At 69.9% G+C, this 25,171-nt stretch carries 24 protein-coding genes and 2 tRNA genes; 12 read left to right on the top strand and 14 right to left on the bottom strand.

What is annotated here, in order from left to right; translation table 11 throughout:
* Positions 1-21 precede the first annotated feature (21 nt).
* Together H0E82_RS15735 and ygfZ are read right to left on the bottom strand one after the other, a co-directional pair.
* Positions 22-522, bottom strand: a complete 501-nt coding sequence (locus tag H0E82_RS15735) for an OmpA family protein (protein WP_180546397.1) — start codon at positions 520-522, stop codon at positions 22-24.
* Positions 523-655: 133 nt separating this feature from the next.
* A complete protein-coding gene (gene ygfZ / locus H0E82_RS15740) occupies positions 656-1,516 on the bottom strand; it encodes a CAF17-like 4Fe-4S cluster assembly/insertion protein YgfZ (RefSeq protein ID WP_180546398.1) in 861 nt (286 codons plus the stop codon).
* A 25-nt stretch (positions 1,517-1,541) separates the two neighbouring features.
* Between ygfZ and H0E82_RS15745 the strand changes: the two genes are divergently transcribed.
* The 9 genes from H0E82_RS15745 (at position 1,542) to lolD (ending at position 8,200) form a co-directional block, all read left to right on the top strand.
* Positions 1,542-1,715 carry a DUF1674 domain-containing protein gene (locus H0E82_RS15745; RefSeq protein ID WP_235974338.1) on the top strand — a complete coding sequence of 58 codons (174 nt, stop codon included), beginning with the start codon at positions 1,542-1,544 and terminating at the stop codon, positions 1,713-1,715.
* Positions 1,716-1,792: 77 nt separating this feature from the next.
* On the top strand, positions 1,793-2,188 hold the full coding sequence (gene sdhC / locus H0E82_RS15750) for a succinate dehydrogenase, cytochrome b556 subunit (protein ID WP_180546399.1): 396 nt from the start codon (positions 1,793-1,795) through the stop codon (positions 2,186-2,188).
* Positions 2,185-2,604, top strand: coding sequence for a succinate dehydrogenase, hydrophobic membrane anchor protein (sdhD, locus tag H0E82_RS15755; protein ID WP_180546400.1), 420 nt, complete (start codon positions 2,185-2,187; stop codon positions 2,602-2,604). The genes sdhC and sdhD overlap by 4 nt, the downstream gene beginning before the upstream one ends.
* A 7-nt stretch (positions 2,605-2,611) precedes the next feature.
* Positions 2,612-4,402: a succinate dehydrogenase flavoprotein subunit gene (sdhA, locus tag H0E82_RS15760; RefSeq protein WP_180546401.1), complete on the top strand. Its 1,791-nt coding sequence runs from the start codon at positions 2,612-2,614 to the stop codon at positions 4,400-4,402.
* A 141-nt stretch (positions 4,403-4,543) separates the two neighbouring features.
* Positions 4,544-5,326 carry a succinate dehydrogenase iron-sulfur subunit gene (locus H0E82_RS15765; RefSeq protein WP_180546402.1) on the top strand — a complete coding sequence of 261 codons (783 nt, stop codon included), beginning with the start codon at positions 4,544-4,546 and terminating at the stop codon, positions 5,324-5,326.
* 146 nt (positions 5,327-5,472) lie between these two features.
* On the top strand, positions 5,473-5,748 hold the full coding sequence (locus tag H0E82_RS15770; protein WP_180546403.1) for an FAD assembly factor SdhE: 276 nt from the start codon (positions 5,473-5,475) through the stop codon (positions 5,746-5,748).
* Complete coding sequence (locus tag H0E82_RS15775) at positions 5,693-6,166, top strand: hypothetical protein (protein WP_235974339.1); 474 nt, start codon at positions 5,693-5,695, stop codon at positions 6,164-6,166. Before H0E82_RS15770 ends, H0E82_RS15775 begins: the two co-directional genes overlap by 56 nt.
* Positions 6,167-6,234: 68 nt before the next feature.
* The gene (locus H0E82_RS15780) at positions 6,235-7,476 is read left to right on the top strand and encodes a lipoprotein-releasing ABC transporter permease subunit (protein WP_180546404.1); all 1,242 of its coding nucleotides are present in this window, start codon (positions 6,235-6,237) and stop codon (positions 7,474-7,476) included.
* Complete coding sequence (lolD, locus tag H0E82_RS15785; protein WP_180546405.1) at positions 7,469-8,200, top strand: lipoprotein-releasing ABC transporter ATP-binding protein LolD; 732 nt, start codon at positions 7,469-7,471, stop codon at positions 8,198-8,200. Before H0E82_RS15780 ends, lolD begins: the two co-directional genes overlap by 8 nt.
* A 49-nt stretch (positions 8,201-8,249) precedes the next feature.
* On the opposite strand, the gene H0E82_RS15790 is transcribed toward lolD, so the two are convergent.
* The 10 genes from H0E82_RS15790 to lexA all read right to left on the bottom strand — a co-directional run bounded on the left by H0E82_RS15790 (position 8,250) and on the right by lexA (position 19,726).
* Positions 8,250-9,116, bottom strand: coding sequence for a DMT family transporter (locus H0E82_RS15790; protein ID WP_180546609.1), 867 nt, complete (start codon positions 9,114-9,116; stop codon positions 8,250-8,252).
* 59 nt (positions 9,117-9,175) lie between these two features.
* Positions 9,176-10,207 carry a UDP-N-acetylmuramate dehydrogenase gene (murB, locus tag H0E82_RS15795; RefSeq protein ID WP_180546406.1) on the bottom strand — a complete coding sequence of 344 codons (1,032 nt, stop codon included), beginning with the start codon at positions 10,205-10,207 and terminating at the stop codon, positions 9,176-9,178.
* Between the two features lie 5 nt (positions 10,208-10,212).
* Entirely contained in the window at positions 10,213-11,265 is a 1,053-nt protein-coding gene (locus H0E82_RS15800; RefSeq protein WP_180546407.1) for a quinone-dependent dihydroorotate dehydrogenase, read from the bottom strand.
* Between the two features lie 2 nt (positions 11,266-11,267).
* The gene (locus H0E82_RS15805; RefSeq protein WP_235974340.1) at positions 11,268-11,564 is read right to left on the bottom strand and encodes a DUF4190 domain-containing protein; all 297 of its coding nucleotides are present in this window, start codon (positions 11,562-11,564) and stop codon (positions 11,268-11,270) included.
* Between the two features lie 207 nt (positions 11,565-11,771).
* Complete coding sequence (amaB, locus tag H0E82_RS15810; protein WP_180546409.1) at positions 11,772-13,307, bottom strand: L-piperidine-6-carboxylate dehydrogenase; 1,536 nt, start codon at positions 13,305-13,307, stop codon at positions 11,772-11,774.
* Positions 13,308-13,411: 104 nt separating this feature from the next.
* Positions 13,412-13,488, bottom strand: a tRNA-Arg gene (locus H0E82_RS15815).
* 54 nt (positions 13,489-13,542) lie between these two features.
* A complete protein-coding gene (locus H0E82_RS15820; RefSeq protein WP_180546410.1) occupies positions 13,543-16,794 on the bottom strand; it encodes an error-prone DNA polymerase in 3,252 nt (1,083 codons plus the stop codon).
* A gap of 112 nt (positions 16,795-16,906) precedes the next feature.
* On the bottom strand, positions 16,907-18,328 hold the full coding sequence (locus tag H0E82_RS15825; protein ID WP_180546411.1) for a Y-family DNA polymerase: 1,422 nt from the start codon (positions 18,326-18,328) through the stop codon (positions 16,907-16,909).
* Between the two features lie 173 nt (positions 18,329-18,501).
* The gene (gene imuA / locus H0E82_RS15830) at positions 18,502-19,116 is read right to left on the bottom strand and encodes a translesion DNA synthesis-associated protein ImuA (protein ID WP_180546412.1); all 615 of its coding nucleotides are present in this window, start codon (positions 19,114-19,116) and stop codon (positions 18,502-18,504) included.
* A gap of 1 nt (position 19,117) precedes the next feature.
* Positions 19,118-19,726 carry a transcriptional repressor LexA gene (lexA, locus tag H0E82_RS15835; RefSeq protein ID WP_180546413.1) on the bottom strand — a complete coding sequence of 203 codons (609 nt, stop codon included), beginning with the start codon at positions 19,724-19,726 and terminating at the stop codon, positions 19,118-19,120.
* Positions 19,727-19,916: 190 nt separating this feature from the next.
* Here lexA and H0E82_RS15840 point away from each other — a divergent pair, with 190 nt between their 5' ends.
* Positions 19,917-20,984, top strand: a complete 1,068-nt coding sequence (locus H0E82_RS15840; RefSeq protein ID WP_180546414.1) for an AI-2E family transporter — start codon at positions 19,917-19,919, stop codon at positions 20,982-20,984.
* A gap of 70 nt (positions 20,985-21,054) precedes the next feature.
* Here H0E82_RS15840 and H0E82_RS15845 read toward each other — a convergent pair.
* Both H0E82_RS15845 and rnd read right to left on the bottom strand, forming a co-directional pair.
* A tRNA-Ala gene (locus tag H0E82_RS15845) sits at positions 21,055-21,130 on the bottom strand.
* Between the two features lie 13 nt (positions 21,131-21,143).
* Entirely contained in the window at positions 21,144-22,271 is a 1,128-nt protein-coding gene (gene rnd, locus H0E82_RS15850; protein WP_180546415.1) for a ribonuclease D, read from the bottom strand.
* Between the two features lie 87 nt (positions 22,272-22,358).
* Here rnd and H0E82_RS15855 point away from each other — a divergent pair, with 87 nt between their 5' ends.
* A complete protein-coding gene (locus tag H0E82_RS15855; RefSeq protein ID WP_425600351.1) occupies positions 22,359-24,212 on the top strand; it encodes a formylglycine-generating enzyme family protein in 1,854 nt (617 codons plus the stop codon).
* 33 nt (positions 24,213-24,245) lie between these two features.
* On the top strand, positions 24,246-25,166 hold the full coding sequence (locus H0E82_RS15860) for a M48 family metallopeptidase (protein WP_180546417.1): 921 nt from the start codon (positions 24,246-24,248) through the stop codon (positions 25,164-25,166).
* Positions 25,167-25,171: the final 5 nt, after the last annotated feature.

Consider the following 25,171-nt stretch of genomic DNA (forward strand, 5'->3'; position numbering starts at 1 on the left):
TCCCGGGCTCCCGCTACCGCATCAGTCGGCGAACCGCACTCGCACCTCGACCCGGCGGTTCGGCGCGAGACACTCGATCAGTGCCTGTCCACGGACATCGGGACAGTCCGCTAACGGTTCGACGTGGCCGCGGCCGACGGCAGTGATCCGGTCCGCGGGAACACCGCGTGCGACGAGATAGTCACGCACCGATTCGGCCCGGCGCGTCGACAGCCGCAGGTTGGCCTGGGCCGCGCCGACGCGGTCGCTGTGGCCGATCACATGGACCACCTCGAGCGGGCGGCCCGAGGTCAGGGTGGCGGCCAGCGCGTCCAGCGCGGCCCGGCCCCCTGCGCTGATGGCCGAGAGATCGCTTGCACCGAAAGCGAACATTCCGTCGGCATCGAGCCGCTCGACGAAGGCGCGGGGCGGGGGCGGTGCGGCCGGCATCGGCTCGGAGGCGGGGGGGGCACTCGCGCAGGCGGCGAGCAGCAGCGGAAGCAGGGCAGCGGCGCGGGCCGCAGGCGACGCGATCGGATTCACGGCAATTCCCCTCGGTGCGGTTCATACGCGACCGCCCATCCCGACCTTCAGGAAGACGGCCTGTGCCGGGCGGCTGACGGCGCCCGTCGCGCCGAGCTTAACAGCGCAATGTTGCAGACGCGGCGCAGCCGGCTCAGCGCGCCAGGCCGTCCGACAGGGGCACCGCGACGACCGGCGAAGCGCCGACCGACAGCGGCAGATCGGGTCGCTCGAGCGGCAGCACCGCCAACTGGACCTCGGACGCGACGCTGACCAGCCGACCGATCGTCTGCCCGTCCTGCGCGACGTCGTCCCCGGCCGACGCAGCGGCGGCGCCGTGCAAGGCGACGAGACCACGGCGCGCCTGGCCGAGGAAGTGGGTACGCGCGACGATTTCCTGACCCGGATAGCAGCCCTTGCGCACACTGAAGGCGCGCAGGCGGTCGAGCGAAAGCTGTTGCGGCGTCCAGGTCCCGGCCTGGTCCGTCGGCAGGCGCGGCAGACCGAAGCCGAGATCGACGCTGCGCCAGCGCGCGAGCTGTTCGCTGTCCACGACCGGCGCGGCCGCCGCGGGTCCCATGCAAAGGATGCGCGGATGCGCAGCCGCGCCGAGGTCGAGCTGCACGGCCTCGCCATCGATGCGGGCAACATGGCCGCCCCCGTCCGACGGCATCGACCAGGTACCGCTCGCCACCAGTCCAGTCGCCGCGGCGAGCTCGACCTTGCTGCGGAAGATGAAGCGTTGCAGCGCTGCGACGAATGCGACGGGATCCGCATCGAGCAACACCACGTAGAAGGAATCGGTATCACAGCGAACGAGAGCGAACAGCGCGATCACCCGGCCTTTCGGCGTCAGCCATCCGCTCCAGTGCCACGCGCCGGGCACGAGTGCATCGACATCGTTCATGAACTGGGCCTGGGCGAACGCCCGGGCATCGCGGCCCCGCAGCGTCACCACGTGGATGTCGGGCAGCAGGAACGGGAAGGTGGGTGCAGTGCGCGGCTTGTCTGACATGGTGCCTGGAACTAGACTTGAACGGATGACCAGCCCGGACATCATAGGCGACGCGGCGGACCTGCCGCCGTCGGACACGGATCCGGCGCCGGCGACCACCCCGGTTCCCGAACCTGCTCCCGAAATCGGGGGGCGGGACGGTCCCGATCCCACGCGCTACGGCGACTGGGAAAAGAACGGGCGCTGCATCGATTTCTGATCCCTCGCGCGGCGAGCGGATCCGCACCACCGGCCACGCGGCGCACACACGCCGCCAGCGAGGAGACCTGCATCACGATGGCACACCGTAACCGTCCCCTGTCACCGTTCATGCTGGGCACGCTGTATCGCCTTCAGATGACTTCGGTGCTGTCCCTGATGCATCGCGTGACCGGCATCGTCGCGTCCGTGGGTGCGTTCGGCCTGGCGTGGTGGCTGTTGGCCGTGGCCGAGGGCGGGGAGGCGTACGCGACGGCCTCGGCCTACCTGGGCTCCACGCTCGGCATGGTCGCGCTGGCCGCGTTCACCTTCTCGCTGGTCTACCACCTGCTCAACGGCATCCGGCATCTGATGTGGGACGCGGGCTGGGGCTTCGAACTTCCCGAGGTCTACCGGTCCGGCTATGTGGTGATCGTGCTGAGCGTCGTGCTCACTGCCGCGATCTGGTTCGTGGCGCTGCGGGGTGCCGCATGAGCGACGTCAAGACACCGGCCGAGACGGCGCGGCCGAAGGACTACCGCACGCCGGTCGCGCGTGCGCGCGGACTGGGGTCGGGCAAATCGGGCACGGAGCATTTCTGGTGGCTGCGGGTGACGTCCGTGGCCCTGATCCCGCTGTTCGCGTGGTTCGTGGGGACGCTGGTTTCGCTCGCCGGCGCGGATCTCGCCACCGTGCAGGCGGTCCTCGGCCGGCCGTTTAACGCGATCGCGTTCGCACTGTTCGTCGTGACCACGTTCTGGCACGCCAAGCTCGGTCTGCAGGTCGTGATCGAGGACTACATCCACCAGCGTTCGCTGGAGATCACCCTGCACCTGCTCGTCATCTTCGCGTGCGCCGTCGGCGCGCTCGCATCGCTTTACGCCATTGCGCGCATCGCGCTGCTCGGCTGAGACCCCCATGACCAACGCTTACAAGATCACCGAACACACCTACGACATGATCGTCGTCGGCGCCGGCGGCGCCGGCCTGCGCGCGACCTTCGGTCTGGCCCACAAGGGCCTGCAGACCGCGTGCCTGACCAAGGTGTTCCCGACCCGCTCGCACACCGTGGCGGCCCAGGGCGGTATTTCCGCCGCACTCGCCAACATGGGCGAGGACGACTGGCGCTTCCACTTCTACGACACGATCAAGGGCTCCGACTGGCTGGGCGACCAGGACGCCATCCAGTACATGTGCCGCGAGGCGATCCCCGCGATCATCGAACTGGAGCATCAGGGCGTGCCGTTCTCGCGCACCGAGGAAGGCAAGATCTACCAGCGCCCGTTCGGCGGCATGACCACGCATTACGGCAAGGGCATCGCCCAGCGCACCTGCGCCGCGGCCGACCGCACGGGTCACGCGATCCTGCACACGCTGTACCAGCAGTCGCTCAAGCACGATGCGCGCTTCTTCATCGAGTACTTCGCGCTCGACCTGATCATGGACGAGGACGGCGCCTGCCGCGGCGTGCTCGCACTCGACATGGCCGAAGGTTCGCTGCACCTGTTCCGTGCCCAGGGCGTGGTGCTGGCGACCGGCGGCTACGGCCGTGCGTACTTCTCGGCGACCTCCGCCCACACCTGTACCGGCGACGGTGGCGGCATGGCGCTGCGCGCGGGCCTCGGCCTGCAGGACATGGAGTTCGTGCAGTTCCACCCGACCGGCATCTACGGCGCGGGCTGCCTGATCACCGAAGGCGTGCGCGGCGAAGGCGGCATCCTGCGCAATGCCAACGGCGAGCGCTTCATGGAGCGCTACGCACCCAACGCGAAGGACCTCGCCTCGCGTGACGTCGTCTCGCGCTCGATGACGATGGAGATCCGCGAGGGCCGCGGCGTCGGCGAGCACAAGGACCACATCCATCTGGACCTGACCCATCTCGATCCGAAGGAGATCCACGAGAAGCTTCCCGGCATCGCCGAGAGCGCGAAGATCTTCGCCGGCGTCGACGTCGAGAAGCAGCCGATTCCGGTGCTGCCGACGGTGCACTACAACATGGGCGGTATTCCGACCAACTACCACGGCGAGGTCGTCCAGCTGAAGGACGGCAATCCGGATGCGGTCGTTCCCGGCCTGTACGCGATCGGCGAGGCGGCCTGCGTGTCGGTGCACGGTGCCAACCGGCTCGGTTCGAACTCGCTGCTCGACCTGGTGGTGTTCGGTCGCGCGGTGGCCAACCGCTGTGCCGAGACGATCAAGCCCAGCGCGCGGCACAAGCCGCTGGCCAAGGACGCCTGCGACAAGGCGCTGGCCAACCTCGATGCGCTGCGCCACGCCAGTGGCGGTACGCCGACGTCGGTGATCCGCGACAACATGCAGCGCACGATGCAGAACGACGCCGCGGTGTTCCGCACCAGCAAGACGCTGGCCGAGGGCGTGGAGAAGATCCGCGAGATCCATGCCTCGTTCGCCGACGTCAAGGTCAGCGACCGGTCCATGGTCTGGAACTCGGATCTGGTCGAGACCCTGGAACTGCAGAACCTGCTCGGACAGGCCCTGGTCACCATCGTATCCGCCGAGAACCGCAAGGAATCGCGCGGTGCCCACGCGCACGAGGATTTCCCGGATCGCGACGACGACAACTGGCACAAGCACACCCTGTGCTGGCTGGACGAGGCCGGCAACACGCGCATCGATTACCGTCCGGTGCACATGTACACGCTGGACGACGAGGTCGAAGCCGTGCCGCCCAAGGCACGCGTCTACTGATCCGTGGGCATGGTGCAGCTCATGCGTCGCCCGGCAGGCACCGCCGCGATCGACACATCCGTGCTGCATCCCGCGCATTTGCTCGTCCCGAGTCCCACCCGGCAGCCAGCTCCATCGCCCGCCGCCATCGAGAATTAGAACGTGGCCGAATTTAGTCTCCCGAAGAACTCCAAGGTGCAGAAGGGCCGTCATTTCCCGGCCACCGGCGCAACGCGCACGCGCACCTTCAAGGTTTACCGCTGGAACCCGGACGATGGGCGTACGCCCTCGACCGATACCTACGAGGTCGATCTGGACAAGTGCGGGCCGATGGTTCTCGACGCGTTGATCAAGATCAAGAACGAGATCGACCCGACGCTGACGTTCCGCCGTTCCTGCCGCGAAGGCATCTGCGGTTCGTGCGCGATGAACATCGACGGCACGAACACGCTGGCATGCACCCGCGCGATCGAGGACTGCAAGAAGGACGAGGTCCCGATCTATCCGCTGCCGCACATGCAGGTGGTGAAGGACCTGGTCCCCGACCTCACCCACTTCTATGCGCAGTACGCCTCGATCCAGCCGTGGATCCGCACCCAGAGTGCGGCGCCGCCGGACCGCGAGCGCCTGCAGTCGAAGGAGGATCGAGCAAAGCTCGACGGTCTGTACGAGTGCATCCTGTGCGCCTGCTGTTCGACGAGCTGCCCGAGCTACTGGTGGAACGGCGACCGCTACCTCGGCCCGGCGATCCTGCTCCAGGCCTACCGCTGGATCATCGACAGCCGAGACGAAGACACCGGTCAGCGCCTCGACGAACTCGAGGATCCGTTCAAGCTCTATCGCTGCCACACGATCATGAACTGCACCCGGACCTGCCCGAAGGGGCTCAATCCGGCCAAGGCGATCGGTCAGATCAAGCAGCTGATGCTCGCCCGGCGCGGCTGAGTCCACCGCCTATCGATGCGGGGCCGGGCTCGGTCGAGCGCAATCCCATGCGGTCCTGTCGTGCTGCCGCAGCCGAACGTGGGATGAGGCGGCGCCGACACGCGCACGCTCGCATGCGAGGGCGTGTTTTTCGCGAGGCCTGACACATGACCGACCGCGACACACCGCTTTCCGATACCGCCGAGCTGCGTCGGCTGCGCTGGCGTGCCCGGCGCGGCATGCGCGAGCTCGACCAGCTGTTCGAGCGCTGGCTCGACCAGCGATGGTCGCAATCGCCCGAAGCTGGCCGCGCGGTTTTCCGACGGTTGCTGGACTGCGAGGACGATAGGCTGTGGAAGTGGTTTCTCGGTCAGGAGCGTCCCGGCGATGTTGAACTCGATGCCCTCGTCGCCGAGATCCGGTCCCTCCCGCACGATCCATGACGCCGCGCCGGTCCGCATTGCGTGGACGCCCTCGCGACTGTTGCTCGGTGCGCTGGCCGGGCTGACCGTCGCCGCCTGCGTCTCGATCCTGCTGTCCGAAGCCCCATTGCCGGCAGCGGCCGTCGGGGTGCTTGCAGTGCTCGCGTGGAGCATGCGGTTGCTGCTCACCGAACGCAGGCGCAAGGCCTGCGACGTGGTGGTGGACGGGCAGGGCCGGGTCTTCGTCGACGGCGAGCGGGTGGATGACCCACACCTGCACTGGCGTGGTCCGCTGGTCCGGCTCGACTGCCGCCAGGGCGGGCGCGCACGCATGCTGATGTGGTGGCCCGACACCCTGCCAGCGGCCCGACGACGTGAACTGCGTCTGGCGTCGGCGGCGCTGGTCACGCCACGCACGCGGGATTCGATGGCACCATAGCCGCTGCCCGGCGGGCCCGACGGCGGTTGCAGCGCCGGATGTGGCCCCGTCCCGACCACCGGATCTCCATGCTCAGACCTATTCCCGCTGCCATCGGCCTGCGCTATCTGCGCGCGAAACGGCGCAACGGTTTCATCTCCTTCATCTCCCTGGCCTCGATCCTCGGCATCGCCATCGGCGTCACCGTGCTGATCACCACGCTCGCGGTGATGAGCGGTTTCCAGAAGGAGATCCGCGACCGCATGCTCGGCATGGTCGCGCACGCGACGATCAGCGCCGACGGCGACAAGCTGGCGAACTGGCAGCGAGCGGTCGACGTCGCGCGCGAGGATGCGCGCGTCGCGGGGGCCGCGCCCTATGTCGACACCCAGGCCCTGTTGCGCGGTCGCCGCAACGAGCCGGCCGCGGTGCGCGCGATCGTGCCCGAGGACGAGGCGCAGGTGTCCGACTTGTCGACCTCGATGGTCGTCGGCAAGCTCGAGGACCTGCAACCCGGCACCTTCAACATCGTGCTGGGTCGCGAACTCGCGCTGTGGCTCGGCGTCGGCGTCGGCGACAGCGTCATCGTCACCACCGATTTCCAGGTCACGCCGATGGGCGCGGTGCCGCAGCTCAAGCGCTTCACCGTCAGCGGCATCTTCGAGGCCGGGTATCAGGATTTCGACCGGCGCCTGGCGGTGGTCAACCTCAGCGATGCGCAGCGCCTGCTGCGCATCGGCGATGGCGTCACCGGCGTGCGCCTGAAACTGCACGACATGGACCGCGCGCAGCAGGTCACGCGCGATCTCGTCGGCCGGCTCGGCGGCGTGTACCGCGTGAGCGACTGGAGCATCGAGAACGCCAACATGTTCCGCGCGCTCAAGCTCGAAAAAACGATGATCGGCATCCTGCTGTCGCTGATCATCGTCATGGGCTCGTTCAACCTCGTCGCCTCGCAGGTGAGCCTGGTGACCGACAAGCAGGCCGACATCGCGATCCTGCGCACGCTCGGACTGACGCCCGGCGGCGTGATGCAGGTGTTCATGGTGCAGGGCACGATGATCGGGGTGATCGGCACGATTCTCGGCATCACCGGCGGGCTGCTGCTGACCTTCAATCTCGAACACATCCTGCGCGCGATCGAGAGCACCTTCGGTGTCGTGCTGATGCCCGAGGACGTCTATTACGTGACCGGCCTGCCGATCGACCTGCAGGTCAGCGACGTGGTGATGATCGCCAGCGTCGCGCTGGTGATGGCCTTCGTCGCGACCATCTATCCGGCGCTGCGCGCGGCGCGCACGGCCCCGGCGGAGGCACTGCGCTATGAATGACGCGACGAGTGCCGCACCGACGGCTGCGCCCGATACCGTCGTGCTGGCGGCCGAAGGCCTGGGCAAGACCTATGCCGAAGGCACGTTGAACACGCCGGTGTTCGACGGTCTGGACTTCGCGGTGCGCGCCGGCGAAACGGTCGCGATTCTCGGCGCGTCCGGCGCCGGCAAGAGCACGCTGCTGCATCTGCTCGGCGGGCTGGACACACCGACCGCGGGCGAAGTGTTCGTCTCCGGCCAGAAGATGAGCGCCCTGTCGAACGCGGCGCGCGGCACGCTGCGCAACCGGTCCCTCGGCTTCGTCTACCAGTTCCATCACCTGCTGCCGGAGTTCACCGCGCTCGAGAACGTCATGTTGCCGGCGCTGCTCAACGGCGCCAGCGATGCCGATGCGACCAGGCGTTCACGCGATCTGCTCGAGGCCGTCGGCCTCGGCCATCGCCTGGCCCACAAGCCGGGGGAGCTGTCGGGCGGCGAGCGCCAGCGCGCTGCGGTGGCACGTGCGCTGGTCAACAAGCCGGCCTGCGTGCTCGGCGACGAACCGACCGGAAACCTCGACGAACGTACGGCGGCGACGGTGTTCGAGCTGATGCTCGAACTCAACCGTGCCCAGCACACCAGCCTGGTACTGGTGACCCACGACCGGCGCCTGGCGCGCAAGCTCGACCGGGTCATGGAACTGCACCAGGGCAAGCTGCGAGAGGTCGCGCGGGACGACGTCTGAGGTTGCGGTCCGCGGGCTGCGCCTCGCCCGCGATGGCGCCGCGCGCGGGCTATTCGCTCGGCTTGGCGGCTTCGGACGGCCGCTGCGACGCGGCCCGGCGTGACAACACCGCCTCGCGGTGCGCGATGTAGCCATTGGCGCCGAACACGATCGCCGCGCCGATCGCCGTCCACACGTCGATGACCTCGCCGAAGAGCCACCAGCCGAACAGCACCACGATCGGCAGCTGCACGAAACTGATCGGCTGCAGGGCCGAAACCTCACCCAGACGCAGCGCGCGTGTCCATAGCCACTGGCCCAGCGTGCCGAGCACGCCGGTGGCGACGAGCCACGCCCAGACCACCGGGCCCGGCCAGATCCAGTCGAACAGCGCCGGCACCAGCGACAACGGCACCCAGAGCAGGTAGGTGTAGAAGACGATCGTGTCGGGCGGGTCGAGCCTGGACAGCTGCTTCATCTGGATCGCCACCAGTGCCGCGAGCAGGGCGCCGAGCACCGGGATCAGCATCGCCGCGGAGAACGACACGCCGGGCCGCAGGATCACCAGCACGCCGATGAAGCCGGCCACCACCGCCGCCCAGCGACGCGCGCGCACCACCTCGCCCAGCCACATCACCGCGGCGATCGTCGCGAACAGCGGCGTGGCATAGGACAGCGAGATCGCCTGCGACAGCGGCAGATGGCCGATCGCCCAGAACGCGCACAGCATCGAGCCCAGTCCGACGACGGTGCGGCTGACGTAGCGGCCGAGATTGCGGGTGCGCGGCAGGCCTCGGCCGCTGCGCAGCAGGATCGGCAGCAGGGCGAGCAGTCCGAAGAAATTGCGGAAGAACGCGACCTCGGTCGTGGGGATGGTCGCCGAGGCGTAACGGATCGCGATCGCCATCAACGCGAATGCGGAGGTACTGCCCAGCATCAGCAGCGCGGCCCGCCCCTGCAGGGTCGCCGGTCGCCAGCGGAGCAGGGCGCGTGGGCTCACCACGTGGCCCCGACGATCCTCGGTTCCGGCTCCAGCGCGATGCCGAAACGCAAGTGCACGGAACCGGCGATGCGTCGCGCGAGCGCGAGCAGTTCGGCGCCGCTCGCCCCGCCGTGATTGACCAGAACCAGCGCGTGGCCCTCGGCGACGCCGGCATCGCCGTCGCGCTTGCCCTTCCAGCCGCACTGGTCGATCAACCACGCGGCCGACAGCTTGCGCAGGCCGTCCCCGGCAGCGAACACCGGGATGCCCGCATGCGCGGCGACCAGCGCGGCGGCCTGCGACGCCGGCACGACGGGATTCTTGAAGAAGCTGCCGGCATTGCCGACCACCGCGGGGTCGGGCAGCTTGCTGCGACGGATGTCGATGACCGCTTCGGCCACGTCGATCGGCCGCGGCGTGTCGATACCGCGCGCGGCGAGCGTATCGCGCAGGCCCGCGTAGTCGACGACCGGCTGGGCGAAGCGGTGCAGCGAGAACTCGACCGCAGTGACGATCCAGCGATCGGGCTGCTGTTTGAAGACGCTGTCGCGATACCCGAAACGGCAGGCGTCGGCATCGAGCCGGACGAGGCGTCGCAGGTCCTGATCGAAGGCCTCCACCGCGACCACGCATTCGCCGACCTCGACGCCGTACGCACCGATGTTCTGGATGGGCGCGGCGCCGACGGTGCCGGGAATGAGCGCGAGGTTCTCGAAGCCGCCGAGGTCCTGGGCCAGCGTCCACAGCACGAAGCCGTGCCAGTCGGCGCCCGCGGCCGCGCGCACCACGACCCGCTCACCGTCGTCGGACAGCACCTCGCGGCGCGTATCCACGATCGACAATGCATCGCCGGCATCGCCCGCGAACAGCAGGTTGCTGCCGCCGCCGATCGGCAGGGGCCGGGCGCCGTCGCCGAGTGCCGCGAGCGCGTCGGGCAGTGCGGCGATGTCCACCAGCTCGACCAGTCGACGCGCGGACGCGGCCACGCCGAAGGTGTTGCGGGCGCGGAGATCGGCCCGCTGCAGCACGCGGAAGGGTGCGGACATCGACGTCAGAGATTGGGCACGTTGCCGCGGCTGGGGGCCTCGCGGCGCCTGCGGATCGCCTCGACGCAGTCGGCGATGAGTGCCGGGCCGCGATAGATCAGCCCCGAGTAGAGCTGCACCAGCGACGCCCCGGCCGCGACCTTCTTCACCGCATCGGCGCCGGAGAGGATGCCGCCGACACCGATCAGCGGAATGGTGTCCGGCAGCCGGGTACGCAGCATGCGCAGCACCGTCGTCGACTTGTTCATCAGTGGCTCGCCCGACAGCCCGCCCGACTGGTTGGCATGGCGCGCGGCCTGCAGATTGATCCGCGACACCGTGGTGTTGGTGGCGATCACGCCGTCGACGTGCAGGTCGGAGAGCACCCGCGCAGCGGCCTCGATGTCGTCGTCGCTGAGGTCGGGTGCCACTTTCACCAGCACCGGCACGCGGCGCCCATGCTGCGCGGCGAGGCGCTCCTGCGCGTCGCGCAGTGTTCCGATCAGCCGGCGCAGGGCCTGTTCTTCCTGCAACTCGCGCAGGCCCGCCGTGTTGGGCGAGGAGATGTTCACGGTGACGTAGTCGGCCACCGGATAGACGCGTTCGAGACAGGCGAGGTAATCGTCCGCCGCGTCGTCGTTGGGCGTGTCCTTGTTCTTGCCGATGTTGATGCCGAGGATGCCGTCGCGCTTCGCGCGCCCCACGTTCTCGAGCAGCGCCTCGACGCCGCGGTTGTTGAAGCCGAGCCGGTTGATCAGGGCGCGATGGCGCGGCAGCCGGAACATGCGCGGCCTAGGATTGCCGTCCTGCGCGCGCGGGGTGACCGTGCCGATCTCGATCGAGCCGAAGCCCAGCGCGAACAGCGCATCGATGTGCGCGCCGTTCTTGTCCAGCCCGGCCGCCAGGCCGACGGGATTGGGAAACCGCAGGCCGAACGCCTCGACGGGCAGGGGCGCCGGCGCCTTGGCGATCAGCGGCACGAGCCCTGCGCGATGGGCGGCGTCCAGTGAAGCGAGGGCGAGGCCGTGCGCGCGCTCGGCATCCAGTCTGAACAGGAGCGGGCGGGCGACGCCGTACACGGTCAGGACGTGGCCGCGATCATGGCGAACAGGCCGCCGAAAAAGAGCACCGCGATCAGAAGCGCGAGCAGTGCGAGCCCGATCGCCGCGTAGCCCAAGACCAGGCCGGCCACGGCGAGTCCGTCGCCTTCATAGCGTTCGGGCGCGCGACGGATCTCGCCGCGCGCGAGATGCCCGGTGACGATCGCGACGATGCTGCCCACCAGCGGCAGCAGAGACCATCCCAGCAGGCCGAACACGAGGCTGATGATCGCCATCGAGCTGGTCTGGCGGAACGGCAGGGGCGCGGGTGTGGTCATGGACGGAGGGCTCGATGGGGGCCGAACGCGCATCGCGGGCGGTCGACGCCGCCGGAACGCGGGACGAACGGGCAGACGGGACTACGCGGCACCATCGGCGGCGGCCAGGAACAGGGCGGGGAGGCGTCGATTATTCCAGAAGCGCCCGCGCGATGGGAGCGTGCACGCGGACGGCGGTATCACGTGATGCCGCCGTCGGTGCCGCGGTCACAGATCGAACTTGATGCCTTGGGCCAGCGGCAGCGCGTCGGAGTAGTTGATGGTGTTGGTCTGACGCCGCATGTAGGCGCGCCACGCATCCGAGCCCGACTCGCGGCCGCCGCCGGTTTCCTTCTCGCCGCCGAACGCGCCACCGATCTCGGCGCCCGAGGTGCCGATGTTGACGTTGGCGATGCCGCAGTCCGAACCCCAGGCCGACAGAAACTGCTCGGACGCGCGCAGGTCGGTGGTGAACAGCGACGACGACAGGCCCTGCGGCACGGCGTTCTGCATCTCGATCGCGTCTTCCAGATCGCTGTACTTCATGACGTAGAGGATCGGCGCGAAGGTCTCGGTCTGCACGACCTCGGCGTCGTTGGTCAGGCCGCTGACCAGCGCCGGCAGCACGAAGTTGCCCTTGCGCTCGGTGAGTGCGCGGCCACCGCTCTCGATCGTGCCGCCGCTGGCCTTGGCCTTCTCGATCGCGTCCAGGTACGCCTGCACGCCCTCGCGGCTGTTGAGCGGACCCATCAGGTTGGCGGCGTCGGTGGGATCGCCGATCTTCGTTTCGACCTGGGCGTAGGCGGTCTTGAGCTTGGCCAGCACGTCATCAAAGATCGATTCGTGCACGAACAGGCGGCGGGTCGTCGTGCAGCGCTGGCCGGCGGTGCCGACGGCGCCGAACACGATCGCCGGGATCGCCAGCTTCAGGTCGGCAGTGGGGTCGACGATGATCGCGTTGTTGCCGCCCAGTTCCAGCAGCGAGCGGCCCATGCGCCTGGCGACGCACTCGCCGACGTGGCGGCCGACCCTGGTCGAACCGGTGAAGCTGACCAGGGCGATGCGCCTGTCGTCGACGAAGGCCTGGGCGAGATCGCTGCCGGCGTCGTTGAACAGGAAGAAGATGTCCGGGAAGCCGGCCTTGTTCAGCGCCTCGTTGCAGATCTTCATCGACGCGATCGCCGACAGCGGCGTCTTCGGCGACGGCTTCCAGATCGTGATGTTGCCGCAAATGGCGGCGATGAAGCTGTTCCAGGCCCAGACCGCCACCGGGAAGTTGAACGCGCTGATCACGCCGACGAGGCCCAGCGGATGCCACTGCTCGTACATACGGTGGCCGGGACGCTCGGAGTGCATGGTCAGGCCGTAGAGCTGGCGCGACAGGCCGACGGCGAACTCGCCGATGTCGATCATCTCCTGTACTTCGCCGTCGCCTTCCGGCTTGGACTTGCCCATTTCCAGCGCGACCAGCGATCCCAGCGCGTCCTTGTGCGTGCGCAGCGCGTCGGCGCACAGGCGCACGGCTTCACCGCGGCGCGGTGCAGGCGTCTTGCGCCAGATCTTGAAGGCCGCCTGGGCGCGCTCGACGATCCGCTCGTAGTCGGCCTGCGAGCTGGCCTGCACGCGGGCGAGCACCTCGCCGTCGGTCGGATTGACCGGCTCGAGGACGCCGGCATCGCCGGTCGTCGACCACTCGCCGTTGCCGAGATACGTGCCCGATTCGGTGGCGGACAGGCCGAGCGCGGTGAGGACGGAATGGGGCATGGACGGAACTCCTGTTGAGCGCATGCGGCCGAAGCGGGATCGGCGGCCTGCGGGGAAGCGGCGCGACGCGGCGCGGCACACGGGCCGGCAATGGCGGTCGCGGATGGTGACCCCGGCCCGATTCGAACGGGCGACCTGTCCCTTAGGAGGGGACCGCTCTATCCAGCTGAGCTACGGGGCCGAACCCGGCGATTTTCGCATGCGGCGCGGGCGAATCCCAAACCCCGGATGCCGGTCAGTGGAAATCGCGCGAGGCCAACGGCATTCCGCCGAGAAGATGGCTGAGATCGTGCAGATCGCCGGCGATCAGGTGGGCCACGCCGTCCACGCGCTCCCAGCGTCCGCGCACGCCGAGCAGTTTCGATTCGAGCAGGGCGCGTCGCCGGCGCATCGCCAGGCGGGCCCAGACGATGACGTTGATCATGCCGGTCTCGTCTTCCAGGGTGACGAAGATCGTGCCCTTGGCCGTCGCCGGGCGCTGGCGCTGGGTGACCAGGCCGGCGACATGCGCGCCGCTGCCGTGTGGCCGGGCCTGGAGTTCGCGCAGGCCGAGAATGCGCTGCCGGGCCATCTGCGGGCGCAACAGGGCCATCGGATGCGGGCCCAGGCTCAGGCCCAGCGCGCGATAGTCCGACAGGATCTCCTCGCCGGTGGCCGGGGCGGGCAGGGCGATCGTGGCTTCCGCCGGACTGCCGGGCAGCAGCGGGCGGCGTTGCTCGATGCCGGCGACGGCCCAGCGCGCGGCGTTGCGATGCCCGGCCAGACCGCGCAGCGCGTCGGCTTCGGCCAGCACCTGGCGGGCCTTGGCGTCGAGACCCGCGCGGAGGCACAGGTCGGCCAGATCGGTGAACGGGCGCTGCGCACGTGCGGCGATGATGCGCCGGGCCGCGTCTTCCGACAGCCCGGCCACCAGGCGCAGGCCGAGGCGGATCACGGGCTGTTCGCCCGGATCGGCGTCGCTGCGCCAGTGCCGGCCGCCGTGCAGGGTGCAGTCGTGGTCGCTGTGCAGCACGTCGACCGGCAGCACCTCGACCGGCGCCCGCTCTGCACTGCCGCGGCGCACGTCCTGCACGATCTGGCTCGGCGAGTAGAAGCCCATCGGCTGCGCGTTGAGCAGGCCGCAGGCGAATGCGGCCGGTTCGTGGCGCTTGAGCCAGCAGCTGGCGTAGACCAGCTTGGCGAACGAGGCCGCGTGGCTCTGCGGAAAACCGTAGGAGCCGAAGCCCTTGATCTGCTCGAAGATCTGGTCGATGAACGCCGGCGCGTAGCCCTTGGCGGCCATCAGCTCACGGATGCGCACGCGGTGCGGCTCCATGTCGCCGCCCTGGCGCCAGGCGGCCATCGAGCGCCGCAACTGGTCGGCCTGGTCGGCGGTGTAGCCGGCGTGGATCACCAGTTCCATCACCTGCTCCTGGAACAGCGGCACGCCGAGCGTGGGCCCGAGGATGTCCTCGACGCCGGCCGAGGGATAGGTCGGGGTTTCCTTGCCCTGCCGGCGGCGCAGGTAGGGATGCACCATGTCGCCCTGGATCGGGCCCGGGCGCACGATCGCGACCTCGATCACCAGGTCGTAGAAGGTGGCCGGCTTGAGCCGCGGCAGCATCGCCATCTGCGCGCGTGATTCGATCTGGAACACGCCGACGGTGTCGGCGATCTGGATCATGGCGTACGTCTCGGCGTCTTCGCCGGGGATTGTCGCGATCTCGTAGTCACGCCCGCGCTGCCCGCGCACCAGGTCGAGCGTCTTGCGGATGCAGGTCAACATGCCGAGCGCGAGGCAGTCGACCTTGAGCATGCGCATGGTTTCCAGATCGTCCTTGTCCCACTGGATGATCGTGCGGTCGGCCATCGCCGCGTTCTCGACCGGCACCACGGTGGACAGCGGCGCATCGCAGATCACGAAGCCGCCGACGTGCTGCGACAGGTGCCGCGGATGGTCGCGCAGCAGCTCGGTGACCAGCAGCACCTTCGAGATCAGCGGGTTGTCGAGATCGAAGCCGGCCTCGGCGATGCGCTGCTCCATCGGGGTGTCGCCGTTGCCCCAGCCGTAGCAGTTGGCCAGCAGCGCGATCTGGTCGGGCGGCAGGCCGAAGGCCTTGGCGACGTCGCGCACCGCGCTCTTGCCTCGATAGGCGATCACCGTGGCCGCCAGCGCGGCGCGTTCGCGGCCGTACTTGGCGTAGACGTACTGCAGCACTTCCTCGCGGCGTTCGTGCTCGAAATCGACGTCGATGTCGGGCGGCTCGTTGCGCTCCTTCGACAGGAAGCGCGCCATCAGCAGCCGCGTCTCCACCGGATTGACCGCGGTGATGCCGAGCGCGTAGCACACCGCCGAATTGGCGGACGAGCCGCGGCCCTGGCACAGGATGCCCCTGGAGCGGGCGAAGGCCACGATGTCGGCGACGGTCAGGAAGAAGGCCTCGTAGCCGAGGCCTTCGATCAGCGCGAGCTCCTCGTCGATCGTGGCGGCGATCGCCGCCGGCGTGCCTTTCGGCCACCGCACCTGCATGCCGGCCTCGGTCAGTGCCCGCAGATGGGTCGCAGGCGTCCGCCCCGCCGGCACGAGCTCCACCGGATAGCGGTAGTCGATGTCGCGGCCGAGATCGAAGGTGCAGCGCCGGGCCACCGCGACGGTTTCCTCGAGCAGCGCGCGCGGGTGGATGTTGCCCAGCGCGCGACGGCTGCGCAGGTGGCGCTCGCCGTTGCGGAACAGATGCGCGCCGCAGTCGGCCAGCGGCGTGCCGTGGCGGATCGCGGTCAGGGTGTCCTGCAGCAGGCGATCCCGGCGGCGGGCCATGTGCACGTCGCCGCTGGCCAGTGCCGGCATCTCCAGCTGCCTCGCCAGGGCGAGAAGACGATGCAGGCGCGCGGCGTCGTCGTCCTCGCGGTGCAGTTCGACGGCAAGGCGCGCCCGCTCGCCGAAGACCGTGCGCAGCCATGTGCCTTCGGCCGCATCGGGCAGGCTGCCCGGGAGCCACAGGGCGAACACGCCGGCGGTATCGTCGAAACGGGTTTCGACATCGGCCCGGTCCAGCCGGTAGTCGCCCTTGCCTGCGGCGCGGCGACCGGTGGTGATCAGTTCGCACAGCCGGGTATAGCCGGCGAAGGTCTCGACCAGCAGTACGAACCGGGTGCCGTCGACCAGGGTGAACTCGCTGCCGACGACCAGCGGCACACCGGTCGCGCGCGAGGCTTCGAGCGCACGCACGATGCCGGCCAGCGAACACTCGTCGGTGATCGCCAGCGCCGCATAGCCGCATTGCGCGGCGCGGGTGAACAATGCCTCGGCGCTCGAAGCCCCGCGCAGGAACGAGAAGTCCGACAGGCAATGCAGTTCGGCATAGGCGGGCAGCGTGTCGTCGCGTGCCTCGTGCACGACGTCGTCGTTGGCGGCCGCGCGCAGGCGCGAGGCCACCGTCCACGCACGCGGCGGTCGGCCGCCCGGCGTTTCGCGGTCGACGCCGTCGACAGCCTCATCCCAGCTCATGCGCCCCGCCGGCCAGCATGACCGCAGGCCGGGCACGGCACGCGTCGCCCTTTCCCGGAGCGGTGGACCGCCGCGGTGCAGGGACGCGCGTCCCCGAGCCGGTCGGGGCGCGTCATGCGAACCACCCGTGCAGCATCCAGCCGGCATGTTCTCCCGGCGGCACGAAGGCCCAGGCGCGCTGGCCGCGCGAGGTCTCGACCACGTAGTAATCGCGCCGTGCGTCGTCGCCGTCCCACCAGCCGCTTTCCAGCCGCTCCGGACCCGACACGATGCGCAGCCGTGGATCGCGCAGCGGCACCGGCTGCGGCAGCAGCCAGGCCGGACGCGCCGGGCGTGGCGGGGCCGGGCGCGCGGGCTGGGCCGTGTCGCCGAACACGCGGGTCCAGGCGCGCTCGGGCCTGGGGTCGTCGGCCGCCGCCACGCGGTAGACCGCCTCGTCGCCGAGGCGCGCCCGAAGTCGTTCGCGCAGCTGCGGCCAGGGCAGGGCCTGCTGCGGCCGCGGATCGAACAGGTCGCGCGTGGCCGGCACGAAGGGCGGCAACTGGTGGGCGACCAGGCCCATCGCCACCACCGGTGCATCGAGGCTGGCACGCTCCAGCCGGCTGCGCGCCAGCTCGAACAGCATCGCCGGTTCGCGCTCCGCGGCCAGCAGGCCCACCTCGACGTCGGTGCGTGCGTGCTCGTGCTCCAGCCGCAGCACGAAGCGCTGCACCCCGCCGTCGCGGATCGACAGATAGGTGCACAGATCGTTGATCAGCCGGCGCAGGGGAAACAGCAGGGCGGTGTGGCTTTCGACCTCGTAGCCCAGTTCGAGGCGTGCATCGAAATGGTCCGGCGGCGCATAGCATTCGAGCGGGTCGTCGAGATCGCCGTAGAGGCGGTCGACGTGATCGAGCAGGGGCGCGCCGAAGCGCCGGCGCAGGCCGTCGCGCGGCAGTGCCCGCAATGCGGCCAGGGTGCGCACGCCCATGCGGTGCAGGCGTTCGCCGGTATCGCCGGGCAGGGCGGCACGGCGCACCGGCACGGTGCCGAGCAACGGCTGCAGGGCGGTGGCACTGGTCACCGCGAAGCCGTCGCGCAACCCGGCCAGTACGCGCGCGGCACGCGGGGTGGGCGCCAGGGCGATGCGATGGCGGAAGCCCAGCACGTCGAGCTCCTCGCGCAGGCGGGCCTCGAAGCGTGGCCAGGGGCCGAACAGACGGAAACTCGCCCGCGCTTCGAGCACGATCGCCCGCGGCCATTGCCGGCTGACCAGCGAACTGTGGCGATACGCCCAGGCGGCCAGGAAGCGCTGCCAGCGCGCTTCCTCCTGCGGGTCGTAATCCACCGTGCGAACGTCGGCCAGCAGCGCATGCGCGGCCGACAGGCGCATGCCGGCCTTCAGTCCCGCCGCGGCGGCGGCCGGATTCACCGTATGCAGGCTGCGCAGTTGCGCCGGACCCTCGACCAGCGCCAATGGCGCGAGTGGATCAGGCAGGCGCCGCAGGACGGCGTCGAGTGCCAGCTGTGGCACGAGGATGCAGGCCCAGAGCATCGTGCCGTCTCAACAGTGGACTGCGCGCAGGACGCATCGGCGCCGAGTCGTACGGCGATTCGATGCGACAGCAAGAAGGCGGGTGCGGAGCGCTCCCGATTCATGCCGGGTCTCCGGGCCCGGCCGACGGCAGGGTCGGTGACGGACGGCCGTCCATGCGGAGCAGCCGGCCATCAGTGCGTCAACCGGATCGCTGCGGCAGGCGGCTGCGCGCCGCGGCATTTGCGCACGTGCCAGGCCGCCGCCTCGGGCTGGAACTCCAGCCGCAACGCCGCCGGCGAGGCATTGACCGCATGCCGCCGGTCGCGCAGCGCGAATGCGCAACTGCCGCCGCTGTCGGCGGCCACCTGCAACCTTCGCAGGGCCCGGTCGTCGGCGCTGGACGGCCAGCCGATCACGGCCGCGCAGGCCGCGCTGCGCAGGCACTGCTCGAACGCCCACAGCGCATCGCGCGGCGGGGCCTCGACGATGTCGAGGCACATCAGGTCCAGCCCGCCGGCCTGCCAGGCCGGGGCGTAGGGCAGGTAGGGCGGGGCGACCAGGACCACGCGCTCGCCCGCTGCGGTCATGCGCGCCAGCGTCGGCATCAGCAATGCGAGTTCGCCGACGCCGTCAGCCGGCAGCAGCAGCTCGGTCAGCGCGCCACGCGGCCAGCCCCGCTCGGGCAGCACCGCATCCAGCGCGGCATGTCCGGTCGGCTCGCCGGTCGCCATCGTCGGCGTGCCGCGGCCGGCATGCCAGACGGTGCGCGCGGCCAGCAGGGCATCGAGCGGTTGCGCTTCGGCCATGTCAGCCCTGCCGCACCAGGCCGCAGAACAGGCCCTCGATGGCGAAGTCGGCACCGACCGGCACCCGGATCGGCGCATAGGCGCGATTGCGCGGCAGCAGGCGCAGGCCTTCGGGAGCGAGGGCCAGCCGTTTGATCGTGAGTTCCCCGTCCAGCCGGGCGACCACCGTCTGCCCGTCGCGGGCGTCGGCGCTGCGGTGCACGCCGACCAGGTCGCCATCGAGAATGCCGTCGTCGATCATCGAATCGCCTTCGACCCGCAACAGGTAATCGGGACGCAGGGCGAACAGGCCGCGGTCCAGCCACAGCTGCCGGTCCAGGCCGATGTCGGCACCGATCGGCACGCCCGCGGCCACCCGGCCCAGCACCGGCAGCATCAGCAGGTCCGGGCGTGCTGCGCCCCCGCCGGGCAGGCGCAGGCCGCGCTTCTCGTGCGGGCGCGTCTCCAGCAGGCCGGCGTCGGTGAGCGCGCGCACGTGCTTCTGCGCGGCATTGCGCGAAGCGAAGCCGAACTGCGCCGCAATCTCGGCCAGGCTGGGCGGACGCCCGGCCGCGAGCCGCTGTCGGATGAAGGCGAGCACGGCGGCGCGCTGGGGAGGCAGGGTATCCATGGTGTACATTTGTACACCTTCGCCGGTGTGCTGGCGAGCCCGACGCCCCGTCATGCACGCGGCCTCGTGCGGCCCGGGGCTGAATGCAATGCACGGCCTGCACGTCGGATATGGGACAACAACGCGCCCATCGCCGTGCCGCGCCCGCTTGCCGCGGTGTCCGGGTGCGGCTGCCCGGACACCGGATGCCATGACCCCTCAGAACGATCTTGCCCGCTTCACCCGCCAAGCCCTGATCGTGATCGGCCTGGTCACGGTTCTCATCTTGGTGTGGGCACTGCTGCCAGTGCTGATGCTGGTGTTCGGGGCAATCGTCTTCGCCGCGATGCTGCTGTCGCTGGCCCATCTGCTGCAGCGCCTGGTTCCGGTGTCGGACGGCATCGCGCTGGCCGTGGTGCTGGTCCTGCTGTCAACGAGTCTCGGCTTGATGCTCTGGCTCTTCGGCTCCCAGGTCTCGAGCGAGCTGGCCACGCTGGTGGAAACCCTTCCTCCTGCATACGAGCAGTTCAACGACTGGGTGGAAGACACCACGATCGGCAGATTGCTTGCCGAACAGACCGGCATCCTGCGCAACAACGTCGGACGTATCGCGACCAGCGCCGGTGCCATTGCGATGACCCTTTCTGGGGGGGTGATGAACCTCCTGCTCGTGTTCATCGGTGCGATCTACATCGCTGCGCAACCGGGCCTCTATCGTGCTGGCATGTTGCAGCTGGTCCCCCGATCCGTTCGCACGGTTTTCGCGGACGCCCTGGACGCCAGTGCGCGTGCACTGCGCCTGTGGCTCGGAGGCCAGCTGATCGCGATGGCGGCGGTGGCTGTGCTCACCGGCCTCGGCCTGTGGCTGCTGGGCGTACCGGCCGCGTTCGCGCTGGCCCTGATCGCGTTCCTGTTCGATTTCGTGCCGATCATCGGGCCCATCGCGGCGGCGATTCCGGGCATCCTGCTCGGCTTCACGGTCAGCCCGCGCATCGGTGTGGCCACCGCCGTGCTGTATCTGGTGATCCAGCAACTGGAGAGCAACCTGCTGCAGCCGTTGATCCAGCAGCGCGCGGTGGAACTGCCGCCGGCCCTGCTGCTGTTCTCGCTGCTGGTCTTCGGCGGGCTGCAGGGGTTCACCGGCCTGCTGCTGGCGGCCCCGCTCACCGTGGTGCTGTACGTGCTGGTCAAGCGCCTGTACGTGCGCGAGATGCTGGATACCCCGACGGTGATCCCGGGGGAATCCTCGCCCCAATCGACCGATGCCGCGCCGCGCTGACACGCGTCCCGCCCGGTGCTTCCAAAGAAAAACCCCGGAAAGCCTGCGCTTTCCGGGGTCTCCTGTTTCGTGGTGGAGCGGAGGGGGATCGAACCCCTGACCTCCACGATGCGAACGTGGCGCTCTCCCAGCTGAGCTACCGCCCCACGAAGCGTTGCATCATACAGAGGCCGTCGACGTGTCGCCAGTCTCCCGGAGCACCGGCGCGAGCACCGCTTCCAGCTGGACGCGCCGCCAGCCGGACAATGCGCCGGGCCAGTCCGCGCCTTCGATCAGGGCTTCGAGCCACTTGCGCGATGCCAAGACCCCATCGGGCAGGCCGAGTTCGGCGCTGCGCGTGGCGACCGCCTGCTGCAGCCGCTTGAGCCGCTTGCGGTCGGGTTCCTCGCCGCTCGACAGCGGCGCCTCGGCCTCGTCCGGCAGGGCGGTGGTCAAGGCCTGCCAAATCACTGCCGCGAGCTTGCGCGGTGCCTTGGGATGCGTGTCCAGCCGCTGCTGCAGGGCGCCCGGATCGGCCGGCGGATCGCGCGCGAGCAGGGTGGCCAGCTCGTTGTCCAGGATCCAGCTGCGCGGTTTGTCCTGGGCGCGCGCGTACTGTTCGCGCCAGCGCAACAGCCGCAACAGCCGGCGCTGCGCATCGGCATCGAGGAACTGTCCGGCGCGCCCGCCCAGCTGGGGCCAGCGCTCGCCCTCCATGTTGCCGGCGGTGGCCACCAGGCGGGCGCAGTCCTCGCGCAACCACGGCTCGCGCTCCAGACCGTCGATCCGCGTCGACAATGCGTCGTGCAGTGCGAACAGGTGCTCGACGTCGTCGGCGGCGTACTCCAGCTGGGTGGCCGACAGCGGTCGACGCAACCAGTCCGAGCGCGTCTCGCCCTTCGCCAGGGCAATGCCGAGCAGCTCCTGGACCAGACGCTGGTAGCCCATGCCACCCCCCACGCCAGCCAGCGCCGCGGCGATCTGGGTATCGAACAGCGGCTCGGGCACCGCGTTGCAGGTATGGGCGAAGGCGACCAGGTCCTCGCTGGCGCTGTGCATGATCTTGACGATACCCGGGTCCGCCAGCAGCGGTCGCAGGGCCTCGGCCATGCCCGGCACCAGCGGATCCACCAGCAGCACGTCGATTCCGCCCTCGCGCTCGATGGCGATCTGCACCAGCGCCAGCTGCGGCCAGTAGGTGCGTTCGCGGATGAATTCGGTATCGAGCCCGATACGGGCGGGAGCGGCCGGAAGCCGGGCGCGGAGACTGGCCGGATCGTCGATCCAGCACGCATTGGAAGAAGCCATGCGCGACAGCCTAGCCGCGCCGGTGGACGGCGGCAATCGCGGGCCCCGCACATCGCCGTGGCAGGAGGGATGGCTTAATCTCGTTCGATGCCTTCACAGGAGCCCGGTTTGCGCGGACCCCTCGTCGTCCTGCTCTGCTGCATGGTCGCGCTGGGCGCCTGCCGGCGCGAGGCGCCGCAGACCGGGCCGGTCGATCCGTCCGGCGATGGCCAGGTGACCATCTCCGGCGACGACCTGGTGATCGCGGACCTCAACTGGACCCCTCCACCGGTACGGATCGAAGAAGGTGCCGAGGGCGACGCGCGCGCGCGCGCGGCCGAGGCCCTCGGCGACGACGATCTGCATGCCACACCGGCGTCGGCGATTCCTTTGTATCTGGCGCTCTCGGCGATTTCCGGCGAGGAGCGCGCCGCGGCAGCCGGCCTGCGGCGGGCGCGGATCCGTCTGCTGGCGCTCGGCACGATGGCACTGGACGAGGCGGACACCGGCGATTCGATCGCCGGCCTGCGCGCGGCGCACGAGTTCGCGGCGGTCGCCCGGTTCCTGGCCGCGGACGATCCCGACGTGCTGACCTACCTGCAGCGCGTGGATGAAAGCGATCGTCTGTGGGAACTCAACCGCGCCGCCGAACGCGCGCTGGACGCGGGCGAGCTGGGCGAGGACGGCGGCGGCGCGCTGGCCGGTTTCCGGCAGGCGGCGGCGCTGCGTCCCGGCCAGCCCCGTGCGATGCAGGGCCTGGCCGCAGTGGAAAGCGCACTGATCCGGCGGGCCGAGGTCGCCGGCAGCGAAGGCGATTTCCAGACCGCAGCCCGCTGGCTGGCGCATGCCGCAGAGGTCCGTCCCGGCATGCAGACCGTGGTCGATGCCCGGCAACGCATCCAGCGCATGCGGGCCACGCGCATCCAGCGGCTGCGCGACGAGGGCGTGGCGGCGCTTCCGAAGATCAATGGCGTCGCCCAGGCGCGTCAGCGCCTGGCGGAGATCCTCACCATCGCCGAGCCGGGCGATCCGGTCGCGCGCGATCTGCGCCAGCGGATCGACCGCGCCGTGCACTACGGCGATTTCCGCCCGGGCCAGGTGTTCACCGATGCACTCGAGGGCGGCGCGCGTGGTCCGCAGATGGTCGTGCTGCCGCATGGCGGCTTCATGATGGGCGCATTGCCCGGGGATGCGGACGCCGAGGACAACGAGCGGCCCCGGCACGCCGTGCGTTTCGAGCGCGGCTTCGCCATGGGCGTACGCGAGATCACGGTCGGCGAGTTCCGCAGGTTCGTCGAGACGACGGGCTACCAGTCGCGCGCGGTGCGGCGCGGGTTCTCGATGGCCTACGACGAGCGGACCGGCAACTTCCTCCGCCGCAGCAACGTGGACTGGCGCTCCGACTACGCGGGCGCGCCGGCGGCCGACACCCTGCCGGTGCTGCACGTCAGCGCCCGCGACGCGCAGGCCTATGCCGACTGGCTGTCCGCGCAGAGCGGCCGCCGCTACCGGCTTCCAAGCGAGGCCGAGTTCGAATACGCATTCCGCAACGGCACCAGCGAGCGCTATCCCTGGGGCGAGGGTACGCCGCCGCAGGGCAGCGGCAACATGACCGGGGCCCTGGACCGCTCGCCGTCGGGGCGGCGCTGGGGCAACGCCTTCGCCGGCTACGGCGACGGCCATTGGGGGCCGGCGCCGGTGGGCAGCTTCCGGCCCAATCCCTGGGGTGTGCACGACCTGGAAGGCAACGTCAGCGAGTGGATGGGCGACTGCTGGCATGCAACCTACCGGCGTGCGCCCGCAGACGGCTCGGCATGGATCAATCCCGGCTGCCGCGACCAGGTGATCCGCGGCGGCTCCTGGGCCAGTTCGCCCGCGCAGACCCGGGCCAGCTGGCGGGCGTTGGCACAGGTCGACACGACCAATGCCAGAATCGGGTTCCGGGTCGTCCGCGACCTCTAAGTCGTCCGCCGGCCACCGGCATCGGAGCATGCAATGAGACAGGATCCTTTCGGCCGTGGCGACCGGCGCACGCCGGGGCGGGCGCCTCGGCGCGGCATCAATCTGCGCTTCGTCATCCTGCTGCTGTTCGCCGGATACGGCGCCTATTACTACATGTCCAACCGGTCCACCGATCCGGTGACCGGCGAGACCGTGCTGATCGATCGCGGGTTGGGCGTGGAGGATGAAAAGGCCCTGGGCCTGCAGGCCTACCAGCAGATCCTCGGGCAGGAGCGGCCGGTGCCGCAGGACGCGCCGGTGGCCCGCGACGTGCGCGCGATCGCCGACCGGCTGATCGCCAAGGTGGCGGTGGTGGAGGCCGAACTCGCGCGCGAGAACGGCCTTGAGCCCACGCGGTTTTCGGAGACCTTCGAATGGGAGGTCAATGTCATCGATTCCGACCAGGCCAACGCCTTCTGTCTGCCCGGCGGCAAGATGGCCGTCTACACGGGCTTGGTGCCGGTGGCGCAGAACGAGGACGCCATGGCGGTGGTGATGGGGCACGAGATCGCCCACGCCCTGCTGCGGCATGGTGCGCAGCGCATGGCCCAGCAGCGCCTGACCCAGGTCGGCCAGATGGCCGGCGCGATGAGCGGCATGGATCCGCAGCAGCAGCAGATGGTGATGGCGGCGATGGGCTACGGCTATCTGTTGCCCTATGCGCGCAAGCACGAGACCGAGGCGGACGTGGTCGGTCTGATGCTGGCCGCCGCCGCGTGTTTCGACCCGCGCGAGGCGGTGCCGCTGTGGGAACGCATGTCGGCCGCGAGCGGCGGCGAGGCGCCGCCGGAGTTCTCGTCCACGCATCCCAATCCGGGCACCCGCATCCAGAACCTGCAGAGCCTGATGCCCAAGGCACTGGAGTATCGCGCCAAGTTCTGCGAGGACGCCGGGCGGGTCGCGCTGGCACCATGATCCCC

The organism is Luteimonas deserti, assembly GCF_013425765.1.
Taxonomy (GTDB): Bacteria; Pseudomonadota; Gammaproteobacteria; order Xanthomonadales; family Xanthomonadaceae; genus Luteimonas; species Luteimonas deserti.

Excerpts from the sequence above, each read along its gene's own strand:
- ygfZ (WP_180546398.1), bottom strand. The coding sequence starts at position 1,516 with ATGTCAGACAAGCCGCGCACTGCACCCACCTTCCCGTTCCTGCTGCCC.
- H0E82_RS15745 (WP_235974338.1), top strand. The coding sequence starts at position 1,542 with ATGACCAGCCCGGACATCATAGGCGACGCGGCGGACCTGCCGCCGTCG.
- sdhC (WP_180546399.1), top strand. The coding sequence starts at position 1,793 with ATGGCACACCGTAACCGTCCCCTGTCACCGTTCATGCTGGGCACGCTG.
- sdhD (WP_180546400.1), top strand. The coding sequence starts at position 2,185 with ATGAGCGACGTCAAGACACCGGCCGAGACGGCGCGGCCGAAGGACTAC.
- sdhA (WP_180546401.1), top strand. The coding sequence starts at position 2,612 with ATGACCAACGCTTACAAGATCACCGAACACACCTACGACATGATCGTC.
- H0E82_RS15770 (WP_180546403.1), top strand. The coding sequence starts at position 5,473 with ATGACCGACCGCGACACACCGCTTTCCGATACCGCCGAGCTGCGTCGG.
- H0E82_RS15775 (WP_235974339.1), top strand. The coding sequence starts at position 5,693 with ATGTTGAACTCGATGCCCTCGTCGCCGAGATCCGGTCCCTCCCGCACG.
- H0E82_RS15780 (WP_180546404.1), top strand. The coding sequence starts at position 6,235 with ATGCTCAGACCTATTCCCGCTGCCATCGGCCTGCGCTATCTGCGCGCG.
- lolD (WP_180546405.1), top strand. The coding sequence starts at position 7,469 with ATGAATGACGCGACGAGTGCCGCACCGACGGCTGCGCCCGATACCGTC.
- H0E82_RS15790 (WP_180546609.1), bottom strand. The coding sequence starts at position 9,116 with ATGCTGGGCAGTACCTCCGCATTCGCGTTGATGGCGATCGCGATCCGT.
- murB (WP_180546406.1), bottom strand. The coding sequence starts at position 10,207 with ATGTCCGCACCCTTCCGCGTGCTGCAGCGGGCCGATCTCCGCGCCCGC.
- H0E82_RS15805 (WP_235974340.1), bottom strand. The coding sequence starts at position 11,564 with ATGACCACACCCGCGCCCCTGCCGTTCCGCCAGACCAGCTCGATGGCG.
- amaB (WP_180546409.1), bottom strand. The coding sequence starts at position 13,307 with ATGCCCCATTCCGTCCTCACCGCGCTCGGCCTGTCCGCCACCGAATCG.
- H0E82_RS15820 (WP_180546410.1), bottom strand. The coding sequence starts at position 16,794 with ATGAGCTGGGATGAGGCTGTCGACGGCGTCGACCGCGAAACGCCGGGC.
- H0E82_RS15825 (WP_180546411.1), bottom strand. The coding sequence starts at position 18,328 with ATGCTCTGGGCCTGCATCCTCGTGCCACAGCTGGCACTCGACGCCGTC.
- imuA (WP_180546412.1), bottom strand. The coding sequence starts at position 19,116 with ATGGCCGAAGCGCAACCGCTCGATGCCCTGCTGGCCGCGCGCACCGTC.
- lexA (WP_180546413.1), bottom strand. The coding sequence starts at position 19,726 with ATGGATACCCTGCCTCCCCAGCGCGCCGCCGTGCTCGCCTTCATCCGA.
- H0E82_RS15840 (WP_180546414.1), top strand. The coding sequence starts at position 19,917 with ATGACCCCTCAGAACGATCTTGCCCGCTTCACCCGCCAAGCCCTGATC.
- rnd (WP_180546415.1), bottom strand. The coding sequence starts at position 22,271 with ATGGCTTCTTCCAATGCGTGCTGGATCGACGATCCGGCCAGTCTCCGC.
- H0E82_RS15855 (WP_425600351.1), top strand. The coding sequence starts at position 22,359 with ATGCCTTCACAGGAGCCCGGTTTGCGCGGACCCCTCGTCGTCCTGCTC.
- H0E82_RS15860 (WP_180546417.1), top strand. The coding sequence starts at position 24,246 with ATGAGACAGGATCCTTTCGGCCGTGGCGACCGGCGCACGCCGGGGCGG.